Source organism: Pedobacter sp. SG908 (assembly GCF_011759615.1).
GTDB lineage: Bacteria > Bacteroidota > Bacteroidia > Sphingobacteriales > Sphingobacteriaceae > Pedobacter > Pedobacter riviphilus.
The window spans coordinates 546,344-567,182 of sequence record NZ_JAAOYY010000001.1 but is presented as its reverse complement, the minus strand read 5'-3'; the positions used below and the strand labels follow the sequence as shown (position 1 = coordinate 567,182).

Annotated in this window: 18 protein-coding genes; 5 read left to right on the top strand and 13 right to left on the bottom strand. The window is 38.2% G+C overall.

The annotated features are described in order from the left end of the window. Window positions 1-51: 51 nt before the first annotated feature. Window positions 52-507 carry a DUF4870 domain-containing protein gene (locus FHT21_RS02160; RefSeq protein ID WP_167293150.1) on the bottom strand — a complete coding sequence of 152 codons (456 nt, stop codon included), beginning with the start codon at window positions 505-507 and terminating at the stop codon, window positions 52-54. 14 nt (window positions 508-521) lie between these two features. Further along, a complete protein-coding gene (tyrS, locus tag FHT21_RS02155; RefSeq protein ID WP_167293149.1) occupies window positions 522-1,808 on the bottom strand; it encodes a tyrosine--tRNA ligase in 1,287 nt (428 codons plus the stop codon). Window positions 1,809-1,980: 172 nt separating this feature from the next. On the opposite strand from tyrS, the gene FHT21_RS02150 reads away from it, so the two are divergent. The 5 genes from FHT21_RS02150 to FHT21_RS02130 all read left to right on the top strand — a co-directional run bounded on the left by FHT21_RS02150 (window position 1,981) and on the right by FHT21_RS02130 (window position 7,727). Next, entirely contained in the window at window positions 1,981-2,655 is a 675-nt protein-coding gene (locus FHT21_RS02150) for an ACP phosphodiesterase (protein ID WP_167293148.1), read from the top strand. A gap of 37 nt (window positions 2,656-2,692) precedes the next feature. Continuing rightward, window positions 2,693-4,192, top strand: a complete 1,500-nt coding sequence (locus FHT21_RS02145; RefSeq protein ID WP_167293147.1) for a hypothetical protein — start codon at window positions 2,693-2,695, stop codon at window positions 4,190-4,192. Window positions 4,193-4,222: 30 nt separating this feature from the next. Then, window positions 4,223-6,235: an NAD-dependent DNA ligase LigA gene (gene ligA / locus FHT21_RS02140; RefSeq protein WP_167293146.1), complete on the top strand. Its 2,013-nt coding sequence runs from the start codon at window positions 4,223-4,225 to the stop codon at window positions 6,233-6,235. Between the two features lie 90 nt (window positions 6,236-6,325). Then, window positions 6,326-7,213 carry a 4-hydroxy-tetrahydrodipicolinate synthase gene (gene dapA, locus FHT21_RS02135; protein WP_167293145.1) on the top strand — a complete coding sequence of 296 codons (888 nt, stop codon included), beginning with the start codon at window positions 6,326-6,328 and terminating at the stop codon, window positions 7,211-7,213. A 223-nt stretch (window positions 7,214-7,436) separates the two neighbouring features. Beyond that, window positions 7,437-7,727: a hypothetical protein gene (locus FHT21_RS02130; RefSeq protein WP_167293144.1), complete on the top strand. Its 291-nt coding sequence runs from the start codon at window positions 7,437-7,439 to the stop codon at window positions 7,725-7,727. A 128-nt stretch (window positions 7,728-7,855) separates the two neighbouring features. Here the strand turns inward: FHT21_RS02130 and FHT21_RS02125 are convergent, their stop codons facing one another. The 11 genes from FHT21_RS02125 to FHT21_RS02075 form a co-directional block, all read right to left on the bottom strand. Next, window positions 7,856-9,373 (bottom strand): serine hydrolase, encoded by a 1,518-nt coding sequence (locus FHT21_RS02125; RefSeq protein WP_167293143.1) that lies wholly within the window; start codon window positions 9,371-9,373, stop codon window positions 7,856-7,858. A 232-nt stretch (window positions 9,374-9,605) separates the two neighbouring features. Continuing rightward, window positions 9,606-10,088, bottom strand: coding sequence for a GNAT family N-acetyltransferase (locus tag FHT21_RS02120; protein WP_167293142.1), 483 nt, complete (start codon window positions 10,086-10,088; stop codon window positions 9,606-9,608). 185 nt (window positions 10,089-10,273) lie between these two features. Beyond that, window positions 10,274-11,257 carry a helix-turn-helix domain-containing protein gene (locus tag FHT21_RS02115; protein ID WP_167293141.1) on the bottom strand — a complete coding sequence of 328 codons (984 nt, stop codon included), beginning with the start codon at window positions 11,255-11,257 and terminating at the stop codon, window positions 10,274-10,276. 314 nt (window positions 11,258-11,571) lie between these two features. Then, window positions 11,572-11,748 (bottom strand): hypothetical protein, encoded by a 177-nt coding sequence (locus FHT21_RS02110; RefSeq protein WP_029278061.1) that lies wholly within the window; start codon window positions 11,746-11,748, stop codon window positions 11,572-11,574. Window positions 11,749-12,010: 262 nt separating this feature from the next. Beyond that, the gene (locus tag FHT21_RS02105; RefSeq protein ID WP_086545008.1) at window positions 12,011-13,252 is read right to left on the bottom strand and encodes an aminotransferase class I/II-fold pyridoxal phosphate-dependent enzyme; all 1,242 of its coding nucleotides are present in this window, start codon (window positions 13,250-13,252) and stop codon (window positions 12,011-12,013) included. Between the two features lie 166 nt (window positions 13,253-13,418). Next, the gene (gene ftsZ, locus FHT21_RS02100) at window positions 13,419-15,050 is read right to left on the bottom strand and encodes a cell division protein FtsZ (RefSeq protein ID WP_167293140.1); all 1,632 of its coding nucleotides are present in this window, start codon (window positions 15,048-15,050) and stop codon (window positions 13,419-13,421) included. 129 nt (window positions 15,051-15,179) lie between these two features. Beyond that, complete coding sequence (gene ftsA, locus FHT21_RS02095) at window positions 15,180-16,538, bottom strand: cell division protein FtsA (protein WP_086545007.1); 1,359 nt, start codon at window positions 16,536-16,538, stop codon at window positions 15,180-15,182. 5 nt (window positions 16,539-16,543) lie between these two features. Continuing rightward, window positions 16,544-17,764: a cell division protein FtsQ gene (locus tag FHT21_RS02090; protein ID WP_167293139.1), complete on the bottom strand. Its 1,221-nt coding sequence runs from the start codon at window positions 17,762-17,764 to the stop codon at window positions 16,544-16,546. Beyond that, window positions 17,757-19,112, bottom strand: a complete 1,356-nt coding sequence (gene murC / locus FHT21_RS02085; RefSeq protein WP_167293138.1) for a UDP-N-acetylmuramate--L-alanine ligase — start codon at window positions 19,110-19,112, stop codon at window positions 17,757-17,759. Before murC ends, FHT21_RS02090 begins: the two co-directional genes overlap by 8 nt. Before the next feature lie 147 nt (window positions 19,113-19,259). Further along, window positions 19,260-20,363, bottom strand: a complete 1,104-nt coding sequence (gene murG, locus FHT21_RS02080) for an undecaprenyldiphospho-muramoylpentapeptide beta-N-acetylglucosaminyltransferase (protein ID WP_167293137.1) — start codon at window positions 20,361-20,363, stop codon at window positions 19,260-19,262. A 93-nt stretch (window positions 20,364-20,456) separates the two neighbouring features. Then, window positions 20,457-20,834, bottom strand: a complete 378-nt coding sequence (locus FHT21_RS02075; protein ID WP_223833553.1) for a four helix bundle protein — start codon at window positions 20,832-20,834, stop codon at window positions 20,457-20,459. Between the last annotated feature and the right edge of the window lie 5 nt (window positions 20,835-20,839).

The following is a 20,839-nucleotide window of genomic DNA, read 5'->3' as shown; positions in this document are numbered from 1 at the left end:
TAACAGCATGAATCTAATGAAAAATGTAAATCATTTCTTTTACAGAAATAATCAATTTACTTCTGGTCGGGTAACTGCGTTAAAGATTTCGTTCATTTTATTTTTGATCCCCATGCCTCTCACAGTGCTTAACACTAAAAAAATGAGGACAAAAGGAAAAACCTCATAACCAACAGCCCAGCTCATTCCAAAAAGCGCTAAAACAGCTAAAATTACTCCATAAATGGATACCGAGAATAGGAATTTTAAGCTTTGTTCACCATTGGTCTTTACAATTTCAAAACTTCCGTTATCTATTCTATGCCAATGATAGCCGATATATGTATTATGAACATTGTTCCAGCCGTCTTCAAACCTAATCATATCAGCAGATTGCTTTATAATCTCATAATCCAGTTTTTTTAGTTCATGACTGATATGCTCTAATAAAAGTTCTTGCGAAAGATCAACTTTCCGTTCTATTTTAAATTCGAGCCCAATGAATAATTCTTTTACCTTTAATTTCATTGGGCTCGAAAATATTATTCAGCGATTAAAAGGAAATAGTTTCTTCTGCCTTTTTGTACTACGACAAATTTATCGTTGATCAGATGCTCAGTATTGAAAACCTGCATAGGATCAGCTACTTTTTCTTTATTTATGGAAACACCTCCACCCTGTATCAGTTTCTTGGTTTCGCCTTTCGAGGGGAAAACGGTGGCCTTTTCTGCTAGCAAAGTTGCTGCATCAATCCCCTCAGCTAATTCAGATTTCGAAATGTTAAACTGTGGGATACCCTCGAACATTTCTAGCACCTGATTTTCAGACAAACTTTTTAAAAATTCTAAAGATCCGTTTCCGAATAAAAACTCAGATGTTTTAATGGCTGCTTCCAAAGCTTCTGCCGAATGGGTTTTTATAGTGATATCTTCAGCTAAAGCTTTTTGAAGGATACGCAAATGCGGTGCCGCATCATGTTCCTTTTCCAAGGCTTCTATTTCTTCTTTATTTTTAAGGGTAAAAATGCGGATCCATTTTTTCACATCATCATCTGAAGCATTTAACCAAAATTGGTAGAATTTATATGGTGAGGTTTTCTCAGGATCCAGCCAAACTGCACCACTCTCAGTTTTACCGAATTTGGTTCCATCTGCCTTTTTAATCAACTGCGTCGTAATGGCATAAGCTGTACCTGCATCTTTCCTTCTGATCAGCTCCGTACCAGTAACAATGTTGCCCCATTGATCAGATCCGCCCATCTGTACCAGGCAGTTTTCATTTTTCCATAAATGATAGAAATCGTAACCCTGAATCAACTGGTAACAAAACTCAGTAAAAGATAGACCAGAATCGCCTTCCAAACGTCTTTTTACGCTATCCTTTGCCATCATGTAGTTTACGGTAATGTGTTTACCTACATCCCTGATAAAGGTAAAAAGGTTCATATCCTTAAACCAATCGGCATTGTTAACCATTACTGCGCCATTTCCGCCTTCTTCAAATTTTAAGAATTTAGCCAATTGCTTTTTCATCCCTTTCAGGTTATGCTCAATCATCTCGGGTGTCTGAAGGTTACGTTCATCAGATTTCCCAGATGGATCGCCCACCATACCTGTAGCACCGCCAACCAAAGCAAATGGTTTGTGCCCGGCATTTTGAAAATGAATCAGTGTCATGATCTGCGTTAAGTGGCCAACATGTAACGAATCTGCCGTAGGATCGAAACCGATATAACCAGAAGTCATACCTTCGTTTAACTTTTCTTCAGTATTCGGCATAATATCGTGCAGCATGCCACGCCATCTTAACTCTTCAACAAAATTCGTCATTGTACAAACACTTTAATAATGTGCGTGCAAAGATAAAATTTTAGCTTAGTTTAAAGCAAATTAGTTGGTTTTGTAAACGAGTTATCGCAATTGCACTTTGCAGCCTCTCTATCCTTACCAACATTTTACTATTGGCTCTTTACAACCATACCAGAAAACATTACCTTGCAAGATGAACTTTTTATCCCATTATTATTTCGACCGGGCAAATAATGATGCCCATGTGGTAATGGGAACGGTTTTGCCAGATCTGATTAAAAATGCTGTAAAAGAGGCAAATTTATATCCCCAGAAGAATGAGTTCCTGTTTAAAGGAAACCCAGATGAAGAAAATCTGCTGCTTGGCTGGAAAAGACATTTAGCCGTCGACCTGCTTTTTCACTCCTCAAACTTCTTCCTGGAGAAAACAACCGAGCTTAAACAGCTCATTAAGCCCATTGTAGAAAATACTGCGGTTCGTCCGTCTTTTCTTGCCCACATCGGCCTGGAGTTATTGTTAGATCATTTATTGGTGGAGCACAACCTGATTCAGGTAAACCATTTTTATGATAAACTCGAAGCGGTAAAAAAAGAATCGTTAAGCGATTTTCTGGAGCACTGCAAGCTAAAAGATCCAGAAATATTTTTTGAATTTTTAACGAAATTCATCAGCAGCAAATACCTGTTGAGTTATCAGAAACTCGAAAATATCAGTTATGCCCTTAACAGGATCTGTATGCGTTTGTGGCCAGAAACATTAAGCGAGAAACAACTGCTGCAGCTTACCTTAGAATTGGGTATTTTCAAAGCTGTTTTAGAGAAAGATTACATGGATATTTTTAGGGAGATCGAGAAAAAACTGGTTTAATTATTTTGATATATTTGGAGAAAAACCAAACAACTAAATGAAAATTAAACTAATGTTCTCCTTACTGCTAATCATTTTGCAGTTTAATGCCTTTGCTCAACAGCAGATTAACGTTATTAAAAAACCAACATGGAATATCAGAGCATCTTACGATAGTAGGTACGGCTCGAAGGTAGATTTATCGGGTAATGCCATTGCCATGATTGTGGATGTTCCCCAAGCTGATTTTGCTGTAGTTACCATTGATGATAAGTTAAGCCAAAAGTGGCTTACCGAGCTTTCGGGCTTTCCAATGGCAATTGGAAAATTCAAAAATAACATTATGGTTATTGCCGCCGCAGATCGCAGTTATTTCAAAAGTTTTTCCAATCAGTTCAAAGCCTATCTTTTAGAAGAAAAAACAGGCAAATTGATCTCTGAAAAAATAATTTATGATGGAAGTAAGGATTTTGTGGAAACACCAGAATTCTTTTTTTCGGAAAATGGCGCTTATTTTAAAATGGCGACAAGACTCACAGCATTAAAGCGTAAAGTACATATAGGCTTACCAGTGGTGGGCTTTTTCACCGCACTTAAAATGGACAAAGACTTTAACGAATCTCAAAGTTATACTGTAATCGATTTTAATGATAAGCTAGAACAAATTCAAAAAATGGAGCCTGACATGCCAGATGGAGATACCTGGAAGGCATCTTGTGGTGATGATGGGAGCTTCATCATTAGTACTGTAGATGCTTCGAAAGGAAAGTGTAATGTGGCCATTTATTTAAGCAGCAGCCCAAGTCCGCTCAAAACAGTGAGTATTCCTGTTGATGCTTTTAATCAGGAAGATATTTCGTCAATTACTTTTGCAAGCAGTAAAAAACCATTGATCAATTATATTGGTATATTCTACAAAAATGCGAATAAAGAGCGCTCTACTTTGATTGCAAGAATCGATTTTAATAACGGAAGCTTCACCTCTACCAAAGAAGTATTTGATAAAGCCCATATTAAAGAATTACAGAAATCTTTTGTGCCTGCCAATAAGAAATTCGACGACCTACATTTCTCTGACGCTAAAGACATGAATATTAGGCATATTTCAGAATACAACAATACACTTCTTGTTACTATTTCTCCAAAATACAGCGTTTCCAGTAGCCATGGTTCGTTTACATCAGAAGGCTCAGTACTGATGAATGGATATGATACCCAGATGAAACCGCTTTATCACCAATTTTTACCCCGTGCTTACTTAAGCCGTAGTATGGGAGAAGGCTCGGATGTATCATTTAACCAAACAGAAAATACGCTTCGTATCCTCGCCAACCAGTCAGATGGTGGTTCTGTTGCCACCATGTATGCAGAAATGGATCTCGGATCGGGCACAATAAACAAGATCAATATGATTCCGAAAGATGATATCAAAAGTTCTTATTATGCCAACACAGAATCGATCAGCTGGCTAAATAATAGCTTTGTTATTCCATTCGTAGAGCGTATGGGCATTTTTAGCAAGAAGGTAGATTTACAGCTTTTACAACTAAAATATTAATCACTCTGCTCCTTTTTCTATATTTGTCTTATGTCGCTAACTGCAATAAAAGAAGAAATGGATGCCCTGGTGGCCGAATTAAACCAGCACAATTACAATTATTATGTGCTGGCTATGCCTACCATTGGTGATTATGAGTTTGATAAAAAATTAAAGCGCCTGACCGAGCTCGAAAAAGCAAATCCTGATTTTGCCGATCCGAATTCGCCTACGCAGCGGGTTGGTGGCGATATCACCAAAAATTTTGTTACCGTAAACCATAAATACCCCATGTTATCGTTGGGGAATACCTATAACGAACAAGATCTCCGTGATTTTGATGAACGCATCCGTAAAGCTATTGGCGACAATTTCGAATATGTTTGTGAGTTAAAATTTGATGGTCTCTCCATCAGTCTTACTTACGAAAATGGCAAACTTTTAAGGGCAGTTACCCGTGGTGATGGCGCAAAAGGTGATGATGTAACTAACAATGTCAAAACCATCCATACCATCCCTCACCAAATCAAATCGACCATTGCCCCTGAACATTTCGAAATCCGTGGGGAGATTTTTATGCATAAAGCTGCTTTTTTACGACTAAATGCTGCCCGCGAAGAACTTGGTGAAATCCCCTATGCAAATCCCCGAAACTTTGCATCGGGCACCATAAAAATGCAAGACAGCAAGGAAGTAGCTAAACGGCCCTTAGATGGTTTTATTTATTTCTTGTACACCGATAAAAATGAATTCAAAACCCATTGGGAAAGTTTAAATGCCGTAAAAGATTGGGGTTTCCATGTTTGCGAGCATAACCGACTAGTTTCTAACATCGATGCTGTGCTGGAATTTATCCATCATTGGGAAAACGAACGTTTTAAACTAAGTTACGATATTGATGGCATTGTAATCAAAGTAAATAGTTATGCACAACAACAAGAATTGGGTTTCACCTCCAAATCTCCGCGTTGGGCCATTTCATATAAATACAAAGCAGCAGAGGTTGAAACTGTTTTGGAAAAAGTAACCTATCAGGTAGGCAGAACAGGTGCAGTTACGCCAGTTGCCAATTTAAAACCTGTATTATTGGCCGGCACTACCGTTAAACGTGCCACTCTGCACAATGCAAACGAGATAGATCGTTTAGATTTACATGAAGGTGATACCGTTTATGTTGAAAAAGGTGGTGAGATTATCCCGAAAATCATTAAAGTAAATCTTGAGAAACGGTTGCAGGGAGCCATCAAAGTGCATTATCTTCATCATTGTCCTGAATGTGGAACCGAACTGATCAGAAAAGAGGGTGAAGCGGTACACTACTGCCCTAATGATGAAGGTTGTCCGCCGCAGATTGTAGGTAAAATTCAGCACTTTATTTCGCGGAAAGCGATGAACATTGATGGGCTCGGTGATGAAACCATCGAAACCTTTTACAAACATGGCCTTGTAAGGCACATCAGTGATTTATATACCCTGCATCAAAAATCGGATCAACTGAAAACCTTAGACCGTTTCGGAGAACGATCGATCGAGAACATGCTCACCGGAATTGAAAAGTCGAAGGAAATGCCCTTCGAGAAAGTGCTTTTTGGCTTGGGTATCCGATATGTTGGCGAAACAGTTGCAAAAAAAACTGCTGCTGGCGTAAAGAATATCGACAACCTTTCTAAGGCTACCGTAGAGGAATTAATCACCATTGATGAAATCGGTCAGCGGATTGCAGAGAGTATTGTTGAGTATTTTGGAAAATCTGAGCATTTACAGCAGGTAGAATTATTAAAATTAGCCGGATTACAGTTTGAAATTGAAGAAAAAGTAATTACGCTTGATAGTGATAGGCTTATTGGAAAAACATTCGTAATTTCGGGCGTTTTTGAAAATTTTAGTCGTGATGAGCTAAAAGATATGATTGAGGCCAATGGAGGCAAGATGCTGAGCGGTATTTCGGGCAAATTGAATTACCTGGTAGCAGGCGATAATATGGGCCCATCGAAACTGGAAAAAGCGAATAAGCTAAATGTTCCGATCATCAGCGATGCCGAACTTTTAGAGATGATAAAATAAAATGAGAGAGAGTGATTGAATTAGTGAATGATAGAATGTAGCAGATACTCTATCATTCACTAATTCAAAATTCAATAATTATAAATTAAAATGAACAAATTTCAGGGTACTGGTGTAGCATTAGTTACGCCTTTCAACACAGATGGATCAGTTGATTATAATGGCTTAAAAAACCTGATTAATCATTTGATAGAGGGAGGGATAGATTACCTCGTTTCTTTAGGTACAACCGGCGAAACCGCTACAATGACCAAGGACGAGAAGAAGAAGGTGTGGGCCTATACTGCTGAAATCAACAACAATAGATTACCATTAGTTGCCGGAATTGGAGGCAATAACACTTTAGCTGTGGCTGAAGACATTAAATCTTTCGATGCAGCCGGGTATAGCGCAATTTTATCTGTTAGTCCTTATTACAACAAACCTACTCAGGAAGGAATTTATCAGCACTATAAGTATTTGGCTGAAATTTCTCCTCTAGATTTGATTTTATACAATGTACCAGGTCGTACAGGAAGCAATATGAGTCCGGAAACAACCTGCAGACTGGCACATGATTTTAAAAACATCATTGCTACTAAAGAAGCATCAGGAAGTTTCGATCAGTTTAACCAGATTATGAGGGATAAACCTGCAGATTTTCTTTTAATCTCAGGTGATGACCCGGTTACCTTGCCGATGATCGCTTTAGGTGCTGCAGGCATTATTTCAGTGATCGGAAACGCTTTACCGAAACAGTTTTCCGATATGGTGAAACTTTGTTTAGCTGGCGCTTATAAAACGGCCTTGCCTGCTCATTTAAGCTTAATAGAGTTTACACGTTTGGCTTTTGCTGAGGGCAATCCGGCAGGAATAAAGGCAGCATTAAAACATTTAGGTGTTTGTGGCGATACAGTACGGTTGCCATTGGTTAAGGCATCTGCATCTTTAGAGAAATCAATTATAGCAGAGATAGAAAAACTAAGCGAGGTGGCTTAAGCGCTATCCCAATTAATATTTTTTAGAACAGATTGTTTGATTTTGCTGAAAAGTAAATGAAGACAATCTGTTTTTTTGTGCGCAAATAAAAAATTACGCAAATAAATCAACTGGCTATCAACACCTTAAAACAAAGTTCAAAAAACCAGAATGCTGCAAAAGTTTTAGGAATGTTAAAGGCATCATTATTGAAACAGCCGCTGTACACACAAATAAAACACACATGAAAAAATTAGTACTAATTGCCTTAATGGCGGTAATGGCCGTGGGCTGCAAAAGCCGATCGTATGTTGAATCTTCAATTGTAATTGGGATGCCTGAAAGTGATTTTAAAAAGGCTAATCGTTCTGCAGAATTGATGTTGGCCAATGATGATGGTACAAATGTTTACCGCATGATCTCAAACTCATTTATCCCAAAACCAGAACCTTTTACTTTCTTTTATTTTTATCAGGGTAAGCTCACACGCTTCGTAAAATCAGACCGCTTAGACGATTATAAATTTATCCGATAATTTATTAAAAGGGGGGTGTCCGAAAAGCTCCCCCCTTCAGCGCCTTAATAATAATTCAAGGCTTAAATTCAAACCAATTGGTGAGCCAACATAGTTAAAAATCTCATTATCGATAGCAATGGGCACCGTTATCTTAAAAATCCTTCACCAATTGTCGTAACGTCTTCCGCGGCATTTGATAGAATAACTATCCCAATCTTTCTTTCTACATCAAAACCAACGAAGGATCTGAAACCGCCGGTTCCGCCAGAATGATGCAAATAGGAGTTCGGGCCACTCTTAGTAATTCTCCAACCAAGCCCCATACTTTGATTTCTCCCTTCAAAAGTAGACTGATGACTTAATGCAATTGCCTTTTTCAAAGGTCCTCTCATCTCCATTTGCGCACAGGTATATTTAACCATATCATCCAATGTGGAGCGAATTGCTCCCGAGCCCTTTAGTGATGCCAGCTCCCAGGGTACGGTTGTTTCACCGATTTCATTATAACCTTGCGCAAAGTTTTTTTGATTAGCGTCGTTTAGTGTAACGCTGGTATTTCTCATATCTAAGGGATCACATATCCGGCTTACAATCAACTGCTCAAAGCTGTTTCCATACTTACGTTCCAGTATAGTGCCCAGTACACCTGCACCGTAATTGGAGTAGGAAAATACTGTTCCAGGCATTATAGCAGGCTTATAATGTCTCAAAAAACTGTAGAGCGAATCAGATAAGTAGTGCTTGTACGGATCTTTTGGATCTATTTTGCCCTTAAAAATATTACTAGGCAATCTGGGGAAACCAGAAGTATGGTTAACTAAATGTTGTAAAGTGATCGGTTTGCTTTGAAAACTCAGTTCTGGTATCGAATCCGGCAGGTAAAGATTAATTGGGTCTGTGAGTTTCATCCTACCAGATACTACTTCCTCGGCAAGAAGCAATGCATTGAAAGTTTTTGTCACCGAGCCAATCTCAAATATAGTGTTTGCCGCGTCGGGTAATTGATCTACTGTTTTTTTAACTGAACCGTAACTGTATTTACGTACTTGTCCGTTATGGATAAATGCTAGCTCTAGGCCGCAGGTATTCCCTTTTTGTATATAAGGTCTCACCACTCGCTCTACCCAGAGATCCAAGGAGTCTTTAAGCAGATTATTGCTGGCTGCCCGTGAAGATTTTTCAGCAATCACTACAGGAACAGTTGCAAAATTTAACCTACTGATTTTGCCTTGCTCATCAATTTTAAGCGAAAATATCTGGCGGGAGTTTTCAAATACTGCCAAATAATCAACTCCGGTTTCATTTTCATCCTTAAATTCATAACTTGTCCAATCTCCCACCTTAGCATGAAACTTGCTCATACCAATGGTAAATTGCTCGCTGGTCATCTTCTTCTGAAATCCTGGTGATGTAAGGAAATATATTTGATCTGGCTGGTTCGCGTTAAAATTCATCTGTACTTTTACGGCGATGGACTCATAAGATTGTCTTTTGTGCTGTGCATATCCGAGATTTACACCGAACAATGTGATGCAAAGGCTAAGTTTAAGGATGGATATTTTACGCATAGGGTACATCAAGTCTTTATCAAAATAGATGTAAATTCGATTAAAAAAAAGCGGATTTGTTACAATGTTCGCGAGATGCCAAAAAGTAAATGCCATTTTCAGACTGGCTATGATAGCAACAACTTAAGAGAAATCGTAGTGAAAGTACCTAAAAAACGATTGTTAAAACCTTTCGTATCTTTTAAAAATGAAGATCAACAGGTTATGGGAAAATAATACTCAAAATGATAAAATGGCCTAATGTTTTATCAGCATCCGAAAACTTCAACTTTGATATAACGAAAAAGAGGATGTCTTTTTGTACACCCTCTTGGTTTAAAGATCTTTGCTAAGCAATCAATTTATTTCTTCTTTCCATCAGCAGGTTATCCTGCCAAACACCTTTTGACTTCCCTATTTTTTCGCGATAGCCCACTACCCTGAAGCCTGCTTTTTCATGAATCTTCAATATGGCCGAATTTTGCAAAAATATCCCAGCCTGAAGCATCCAAATGCCTTTATTTTCACTTTCTTTAACCAAGGCATCTAACAATAAAGAACCTATCCCCTGGCCTTTATAACCATGTTTAACATACACTTCTATCTCACCTACCCTACCGATATCATAATTTGCCGATACTGGCAAAAGCGCACACCAGCCTATAATTTCTTTATTTTTCCAGGCCACAAACCTACAAGCTTTAAGGTGTGAAGAATCCCAGTCTTCCCAAGAAATATCAGGTGTCCTAAAACTCGCAGTACCTGTCTCAATTCCCTCTTGATAGATAGTCCTAATCTCTTCCCAATCAGCAGATCGCATGATTTTTATCATAGTCTTAATCAATTTTGGCCAATATCAGCCTATGAAACCTATTATTTATGTTTGTTTTACGAAATTAGTCAAACATGCACCTTATAGTGCATAATACAGAAGCAAGTTTGTCCTGAATTATAAATCAACACAACTATAGAATAAAAAATACCTTAAGAGTGCCTTTCCGTAACAGAAACGTTAAATTAAAGTTTTTCCTGATTTAGGGTTTTAGAATATTCGATCGGACTCATTCCTACTAATTTTTTAAAGGAGCTATAAAAAGCACTCCGTGAAGAAAAACCTGCGCTGTAGGCGAGTGCCTCTAGCGTAAAGTTCTGCATGATATCACGATTCTGGATGCTTCCTTTAATCCAATTTACACGATACTGATTAATATAATCAATAAAGCTTTTATTGAAATAGTTGTTTAATACCACAGAAAGTTCATGGCTGCTTATGCCGATCCTTTGGGCGAGAGAATGGAGCCTAATATCCTTTTGCCTGAACAGCTGGTGTTTGTTAACATAGAGCTCTAATTTCTGCCCACATTCTGCCAGATCTCTGCTCTGCTCTTTGGGTTTCGAAAAATTTTTCTTGATGGATAATAGTGTTGATGCTTTAACATTCAACAGTGAAGCTACGAGCGCTAGGGGCAGTCGGTCTAAATATCCCGGGTTGGTTTTAGCAAAATACAGATATCTCTCCTTTGCATTCCCCACACGGATAATGTGCGCTCTTTGCTGGGCATCTTTATAATATTTCTCCAAAATAACCCTAAAGATATAATTGAGATCGAAGTGGTGCGCAAAAAGACGATTGAGTTCATTATTATGGATGGCCAGCAGATCCGTATCTTCTACAGCTACCACATATTCCTGGGAATAACCCGATCCATGAAGACCGGATATAGAACTTACAAAATCATTTTCAACTGAGATATAGGTGGTTATTTTTTGTTTATTATGGGTAGTGCAACCCATTAAAGCTCCCTTAACAATGAAGTAGATGTATTCGCATACTTCATTCTCATTGAACAATATCTGGTCTTTTTTAATCCTGAGCCTTAAGAGATGTTGCTCAAATTCTTTTTTCAATTTAATATCTACAGGATACACCCTACTCAGTATGCTTAGCACATACTCCACATCTTTACTGTCTGCTTTATTGTATTGCAAATGTTTTGACACCTTATACTGTTAATAATGTTATCACTTCATACCAAATGATTGGCGCACTTCAGTATTCTACTTACTTTGCCTTAACACAAAGCTTGCAATATATCTTAAAATCAAAATTTCCGCTTAATGTTTGTAATCTAAAAGACTACTTGGAGTAAATAAAAAGAAAGCTAAGAAAACTTATGCAATGAAGGCTAATTTGTCTTATATATTTTACAGTAAAGATGGCATTTAGTGATAAATAATAACAACAAGAGAAAATATAGTATACAAAAAAGCCTCAGAAAATTTCTGAGGCTTTTCAATATTCATATTTTGATCGTTTAAGCTTTGTTTTTGGTTTCCTGAACCTCCAAACGGATGGCCTGAGCTAAGTTTTTCAAATCCTGCATACCTTTACGTATACGGGTTCCAGCTGCGCTGTTACCTTTGTTATAAAATTTGTCTGCATCAGCTTCCAAAGCTGCCACTAAACTCTTTACTTCTTCGAATTTTTTCATTTTTAATTACTCCTATGGTTCTTTAAGGTTTTAGTTTTTAATTATCTACTCTAATTTAAAGGGTTTGATGAAATAAAAAAATTTTTAGAACAATAAAAAACAGCCTTCTATGCCATTTTTTTCCACATTCTATCCATTTATAAACATATCACCTTAAAAAAAATACACAAAAGTAGCTGAAATACAGCTTTTTGCAAAAATAAGCCTCATAAAAAAGCCCTTTAAACGTATTTAAAGGGCTCTGTAAAAATTTTTATAGATCTTAAACGGTAGCGAAAAGATTCTCTTTATAATATCCGTTTTCTAATTTTTCAGCAACTTCGCTAAAAGCATCTAAAGTACGTTGTACATCTTCTAGCGTGTGTACGGCTGTAGGAATTAAACGGAGTTCGATCATACCTTTTGGAATTACAGGATAAACTACGATTGAGCAAAAGATGCTATAATTTTCGCGTAAATCGTAAGTAATTGCAGTGGCATCTGAAAGTTCACCTTTTAAGAAAACCGGAGTAACTACAGAATCGGTAACACCTAAATCGAATCCGCGTTCGCGTAATCCTTTTTGAAGGGTCATTGCAATTTCCCAAAGTTTATCTTTCAATTCAGGTTTGCTTTTTAGCAATTCTAAGCGTTTTAATAAACCGATTACCATTGGCATAGGTAATGCCTTAGCAAAAGTCTGAGAACGCATGTTATACCTTAAGAAATTGGTAATTTGTTCTGTTGAAGCAACAAAGGCACCAATACCTGCCATTGATTTGGCAAAGGTTCCAAAGTAAACATCAATTCCTTCAATACAGTCTTGCGCTTCGTGTGTGCCAGCACCAGTTTTCCCCATAGTACCGAAACCATGCGCATCATCAACCAAAATACGGAAATTGAAATCCTTTTTAAGATCAACGATTTCCTTTAATTTGCCCTGAGCGCCACTCATTCCGAAAACACCTTCAGTAATTAAAAGAATTCCACCTCCGGTTTCTTCGACCAATTTGGTAGCACGTTCTAATTGCTTACGGGCACTTTCAATATCATTATGTTTGTAAACAAAACGTTTACCCATATGCAAACGTAATCCATCTACAATACAGGCATGCGATTCTGCATCATATACCACCACATCATTTCTGTCAACCAAAGTATCAATAATGGATACCATGCCCTGATAGCCGTAGTTTAATAAAAATGCATCGGGTTTACCTACAAATTCTGCAAGTTCTTGCTCCAACTGTTCGTGATAGTTTGAGTTACCGCTCATCATACGGGCACCCATAGGATAAGCCATACCGAATTTTGCAGCAGCTTCTTCATCTGCTTTTCTAACTTCCGGGTGATTGGCTAAGCCTAAGTAGTTGTTTAAACTCCAAACCAAATGCTCTTTTCCGCGAAACTGCATATGAGGTGCAATTTCTCCCTCTAATTTTGGAAACGAGAAATACCCATGAGACCATTTCTGGTGTTGGCCAAGAGGTCCCATGTGCTTTGCTATCTTATCAAATATATCCAATGTATTATGTGTTTTTTATAATAAAATTTTGCGAATTTAAGCTTTATTCGTCTTAAAATCAACCTAATGATCTTTTAGGTGTTAATTAAGATTTTTTAATACTCCAATTTTATGCCAAAAAAGCCCCGATTTTACAACGGGGCTTTAAAATTATATTTGGTTCGTTTTAATCAACGTTATCGTGCAAGAAAGAATTGTTAGGTCTAATCTCTGTACCACCATCCTGATCATTGCTTAACGTAAATCTACTTACCTGCGATTCAGAAGAATGCTGAACTTGTTGCAACTGCATTTGCTTGCGTTTGTAAGCAGGTTCGTTTTCTAATTCCTGTAAACCATTGGTTGTACGCAATTTCATACTTAAATCTTTTAAACGTAAGATACGCTCTTTAGATTTTTTCAATTGCTCTTCCATCGATTCATCACTTTTGTCGTCATCTAAACCAACAACCGGCATTTCGATTTCTGGCTCAGGCTCAGGCATTGGCGGCATTTGGGCAACTGGTGTTTCGAACACAAAATTAGTTTCTGCTAATTTAACTTCGAATTCAAATCCGGTTTCCTTTGCTTCTTCCACCTGAGGCTCTTCTTCAATTAAAGTATGGCGAACCACGTTATTTTCTGGCTCCTGAACTTTTTGAGGTTCAGATTTATTGAACATACCACCAAAAAGATCTGCTTGCGAAACTTCTTCCTTAGTTTTTAAAACAGGCTCGTAAGATGGCGTTGTTTTAGGTTGAATGAAAGAGTTTACAGGTTCAACGGGACGAACTAGCGGTGCTTCTTCAGGTGTTAAAAGTGATATTTTCTTTTTATTTTTTTCTTCGTTTACACGTTCTTCTGATGTTTGAAAACCGGTTGCAATAATGGTTACAGAAAGCTTATCACTTAAAGATTCGTCCGTACAGTTACCCCATATTAGATCAGCTGACAAACCAGCTTTCTCCTGAATATAATCGGTAATGATCGAAACCTCATCCATGGTTACCTCACGCAAACCTGAGCTGATGTTCAATAAAATATAACGGGCACCTTCGATTTCATTATCTTTTAACAATGGAGAAGCTAAAGCACCTTCAACAGCCTGCAATGCACGGTCATCCCCCTCAGCGGCGAAACTACCCATAATGGCTACACCGCTATCTTTCATTACGGTACGCACATCCTTAAAATCCACGTTGATATAACCCGGAACGGTAATGATCTCTGCAATACCTTTTGCAGCCGTCGTTAAAATATCGTCGGCCTGACCGAAGGCAGAACCCAGGGTTAGGTTTCCGAAGATTTCGCGCAGGCGATCGTTAGAGATAACCAGGTAAGAATCTACATATTTTTTCAACTCTTCCATTCCCTCGTCGGCCTGCAGTCTACGTCTTTTTCCTTCGAAAGAAAATGGTGTAGTAATGATGGCTACAGTTAAAATATCAAGTTCTTTAGCTGCTTTCGCAATGATTGGAGAAGCGCCTGTTCCAGTACCACCACCCATTCCTGCTGTAATAAAAAGCATTTTGGTTGTACTACCTAACATTGCCTTAATATCATCTATATTCTCTATAGCTGAGTTTTTACCAACCTCAGGGATAGAACCAGCCCCCATTCCTTCGGTTAAACTAGCCCCTAATTGTACCTTGTTAGGTATCGGGCTAGATTCCAAAGCCTGGGCATCTGTATTACAAATAATAAAATCCACACCAGTAATACCAGACAGGTACATATGGTTCACTGCGTTGCCGCCACCGCCTCCAACACCAATTACCTTGATGATTGAAGACTTATCTTTTAACATTTCGAACTGCATATCTTTATGAATCAGTTGTTTAAAAATTTTAAATTCTGTTCATTACTCAATGTAATATTAACACTTTTTCAACAGACGTTTTCCACAACTGTTAATAATGTGGAAAACTCATCTTTTGTGGAAAAGTAATTAACTTTTTAAGTAATCTTCATCACTCACATTCATATCATCCTGAATGAAAGTTCTTGTTTTTGCCAGTAATTTATCGAACAAACCTGGGCCACGTTTCTCCTTTTCTTTTGCTGTTTTTGGTTTTTCTACAAAAACACCAGGTTGTTTCATTTCTTCAATTAATTCTTCAGCTTTCTGGATTCCTTTAATCAGCAAGCCTACGCTGGTTGCATACATTGGGCTTTTCAGATCATCGTAAATGGCTTTAGGCATATCTTCGTATTTAGATAGGTGCTCGTTCGGGTAACCAATACGGCAATCTAAACCAGTTACATATTCAACCGCCTGCGATAAGTGTTTTAATAAAGCACCACCACCTGTAATTACAATACCACCGATGAGTTTTTTCTCATACCCTGAAGATTTGATCTCATAATATACGTGCTCGATGATCTCTTCCATACGGGCCTGAATAACGTAAGCAAGGTTTTTAACCGAAATCTCTTTTGGTTCACGGCCACGCAAGCCCGGAACGCAAATAATTTCGTTTTCTTTATTTTCCTCAGCCAACGCCGAACCAAAACGTGTTTTTAACAACTCAGCCTGGTTGCGCATTACAGAGCAGCCCTCTCTGATATCTTCGGTTACACTATTACCACCAAAAGGAATAACTGCCGTATGACGGATAATACCTTCATGGAAAATGGCTATATCTGTAGTACCACCACCAATATCAACCAATGCAATACCAGCTTCTTTTTCTTCCTCGCTCAACACCGATTCAGAAGAAGCCAATGGCTCAAGAATTAAATCCTGAGTTTGCAGCCCTGCATTGTTTACACATTTAATAATGTTTTTTACAGCCGTAACCTGACCAGAGATAATATGGAAGTTAGCTTCAAGGCGAACCCCTGCCATACCGATCGGATCTTTGATTCCCGGTTCGTTATCGATGGTAAATTCTTGTGGCAATACATGAATGATCTCCTCACCCGGTGGCATTACCAGTTTAAACATATCATCAATCAATTTATCGATATCTTTTTTACCGATTTCGTTGTTTAATTCTCTTCTTGTTAAAATTCCTCTGTGCTGTAAGCTCTTAATGTGCTGACCAGCAATACCCACATTTACCACCTGTATCTCTACATTGGATTGTCCGCTTGCTACTTCAACTGCTTGAGCAATACCCTGCACTGTTTTTTGAATGTTAGAAACCACTCCGCGTGTCACTCCCGCCGATTCTGCCTTGCCTATTCCTAAGATTTCTATCTTACCGTGCTGTGTTCTACGACCAACGATAACACAAATTTTTGTAGTACCGATATCCAATCCTACTACGATGGGCGACTGACTGGTAAATTTTGCCTTGTCCATATTCGTTAATTTTGCTGAGTTTTATACTGTTTTTCCAGGGCTCTGATTTCTTTCTCTCTTGCTTCTTTCTCTTTTTTTAATTGAGCCTCAGATTTTGCCGGCTTTGGCTGTGTTATTACCGTTTGCTTCGGTTTCTCTTTTTTATCCGCAGGTTTCGTTTCCCTTGGTTTTGTAGCTGACATAACTGTTAGCTTTTTTACTTCTGTTTTAACTGGTGTTGTTTTTTTCGGCTCTACCTTTTTAGGTTCGGCTTTTTTTACTTCAACCTTTTTTGGTTCAACCTTTGGAACTTCAATTTTTTTAGGCTCCACTTTTTCTTGTTGATCAGCCTCTGGCCGATCGTCCATTGTGGCAACAATTGTGCTTTTGATTAATGAGTCAGTCACGCTTCGCTGTATCCTCAAACTATCGGCTGCAGAAATTGTTTTTGCTTTTTTTCCAAGACCTGTTGAGTCTCTTTTTTCACAAACAATCTGATTGGTATATTTAATGTTTATGGTTTTATAGGTATCCCATCCTACCTGTGGCATTGCTTTTTTATAAAACAGCAACAGGTTTTTCATTTTCTTTTCAAGCGAATCGGCATTACCCAAAACAATACGTTGATTGCCTACTCTTGGTATCAGTTCGATGTCGTTTTTCTGATCTACCACGATCTGTTCGATCTGCGAATCCCAAAGGGTATCTTTTTTAATATACTGTGCCGTTTTGTATAAATCTCTTGCCAATTGTGTATGCAAAGTATCAACCCTACTACCAAAAACCTCTGTAATATGTCCTGTTGCTACAAGCACATCAGCTGTAAAATTTGATGAGATAGGCATTTTCAGTCCATCATTATCAATATAAAAATCCTGCCCGTTTTCGTTCAATATGCGAAGGATCGGCTGACGTTGTTTTACTTCAATGTGCAGCACCCCATCCATATCTACATATACTTTAGCAAAACCGATATAAGGGTTAGACTGCAGTTTTTTCTCGATCTTATGAATATTGATATTTTCGAGGTTACGTCCTAAAAGCACACCTTGATCTTCTTTTAAAATAGCATCTATTTCTTCGCGTTCAATAAAATTATCAGCTCCGGGAATCAGGATCTTAACATCAGTACATTTAACAGTCTGTTTCTTCACATTGATAAAACTTAAAAGCACAACCACCCCTGCCAGGCTGATCAGCCAGGCAAAGCCAGTAAAAATTGTGCTCCAGTTTATCCGTTTAAGCATTGTTTAAAGTATTTTTAAGGGGTTCGATAATCGTGTCGATATCTCCCGCACCTACTGTTAAAATTAATTCAGGTTTTGTATCCTTAACATACTGAACCACAAAATCTTTTCCACATATTTTTTTATCTGCCAAAGTGATTTTATCCAATAAAAACTGAGCATTTACCCCCTCAAGCGGTAATTCTCTTGCTGGATAAATCTCCAGCAGTATCAGTTCGTCAACAGTGCTTAAAACTTTTGCAAAATCATCTGCAAAATCCCTCGTTCTCGTGAATAAGTGGGGCTGAAAAATTACCGTCAACTTTTTATCTGGATACAATTGCCTCACTGCATCAAAACAAGCTCTCAGCTCTTCAGGATGATGCGCATAATCATCTATATAAATCTGACTGCCATTATTTACAATATATTCGAAGCGGCGTTTAACCCCCTTAAAATTTGCAACTGCCTGTTTCACTTTTTCTGCATCTATGCCCAACTGTAAGGCAATAGCAATGGCAACCGTTGTATTTTCTACATTGTGCTTACCGGGAAGCATTAAACTAATATCTTTGATGCTTTGAGTACTATCTGTATAATCAAAAACAAATTTCGCCCCTTCTACCCTTAAATGCTCTGCTCTTGCCGTTGCTGTTGAACTTGCGGCATAACTGATGCTTTTCTCCAGCGGCAATCCTTCGTGCGCATAAAGCACACCTTCGGCTTTGAGCTGACCTGCAAACAAACGGAAAGATTCTTCGAGATGGCTTTTATCTCCATAAATATCCAAATGATCGGCATCCATGGAAGTAACCACCGCTACATCTGGGTGGAGGGTTAAAAACGACCGATCGTATTCATCGGCCTCTACCACTACTACATTGTTTTTACCGAAAAGCACATTACTGTTATAGTTACTGGTTATTCCACCCAAAAAAGCGGTACAATCGTAACCCGTATCTTTTAAAATATGCGCAACAACAGATGATGTTGTGGTTTTGCCATGTGTACCCGCAACCGCAATACAGAACATTCCTTTACTAATAATCCCTAAAACCTCAGATCGTTTTTTGAGCGCAAAACCATTATTTATAAAATGATTTAAAATTTTAGCGTCTTTTGGAATTGCTGGTGTGTAAACCACCAGGGTATCATCATGATTATCCAAAAATGCGCAAGGCAATGAAGAGGCTTCATCAAGGTAGGTAATGAGAATACCTTCCTGCTCTAAGGTTTCAGTCAGTTTGGTCCTGGTTTTATCGTAGCCGCAAACCACCTGACCACGTTTAGCAAAATAACGGGCAAGCGCACTCATGCCGATACCACCGATACCTACAAAGAAAACCCTATTTATTTTACTTAGTTCCATTTTTTTAAGCTGAAAGTTGAAAGACCAAAGCTTAAAGCTTGCCTTTCTATTGTTTTATTTTTTATTTTCTATCGCATTAAGATTGTGCTTCGGACCTTGCAATGACGATCTGTCGTTACTTTGGTCTTTATGCTTTAGTCTTCAAGCTTATTTTATCAATTTCAATACTTCGTTCGCAATAATTTCATCTGCTTCCGGCAATGCCATCTTAGCTACATTTTCAGCTAGTTTTTCGCACTGTTCTTTATTTGCCAGCAATGCCAGCGCTTCTTTAACCAGGGTATCTTCTGCAGCGCGATCGTTAATTAGTATTGCAGCTCCATTTTTAACCAATGCCATCGCATTTTTAGTTTGATGGTCTTCCGCTACATTTGGCGAAGGCACCAATATCACTGGTTTTTTAATTAAACAAAGTTCTGCTATGGTTCCGGCTCCTGCCCTGCTCACAATTACATCTGCTGCTGCATAGGCCAGATCCATTTTATTTAAAAACTCGAGAATGCGAACATTCGGATGGTATTCTAAGCCCAATCTTTCTATAATCCCTTTGTAGTAATACTTACCTGTTTGCCAGATCACCTGCACATCTTGTGCTATAATCTCGGGCAAATGTTTTTCAATCGCCTTATTCAGTGTGCCCGCACCTAAACTTCCGCCGGTAACCATAATGGTCTTTTTCAGTGGATCTAGTTTCAATAGTTCGGCACCAGCATGGTGTTTACCTTTAATATCAACTACTTCCTGGCGGACAGGATTACCTGTTTTCAAAATCTTGTCTGCAGGAAAAAACTGATCCATACCATCAAAGGCGACACAGATTTTCGAAGCTTTTTTACCTAACCACTTATTGGTTACGCCGGCATAAGAATTCTGTTCCTGGATGAGGTAAGGAATGCCTTTCAAAGAGGCCGCATACAACAAAGGCCCAGAGGCATAGCCGCCAACACCTACTACAGCATCGGGCTTAAAGTCATTAATAATCTGCATGGCTTTACGCACACTACCGATTACCTTGAACGGGAGTGCCAGATTTTTAATAATCGAGCCACGTTGCATCCCGCTAATGTTCAGTCCTATAATTTTATATCCGGCTGCAGGAACTTTTTCCATTTCCATTCGGCCTATTGCACCCACAAATAAGATTTCACAGGCTGGCTCCATGCGTTTTAGCGCATTGGCTATGGCTACGGCGGGAAAAATATGCCCGCCCGTGCCACCACCTGATATGATAATTTTTGGGGAATTATTCATTTTATATTTAATTATTGAATGATAGAATTTTGAATGAGTGAGTGCTACAGGCAATTCCTTCATTCTTTAATTCAATCATCACTCCTTCAATCACTATTTATTATTACTTACTGTTTTTCTTGCCTTAGCTACAATTGCCAAAATTTCATTTACTTCTTTTAATAATGGCTGAGCTTTAACTAAATCCGAAATTCCAGATTCGGTTAAAATTTCAATCCAAAAAGCTGTTTCATCAGCCTCTTCTACAACTATGCTAAGTTTTGCGTAAAACTCAGCTTTTGACCTGCTTCTACAGGCTGCTCTATAATTTGATCCAACTGAAGAAGAGGAACGCATAAATTGCCTACCTAATATTCTTGCTTCTTCGGTTTTTGGTAATGCTTGATAGAACTTAATTGAATCTAAAACCAACTTTTTTGTTCTTGCTTTTATTGCCGTAACAAAATCTATTTTACTAACATTCTCCATCATTTATT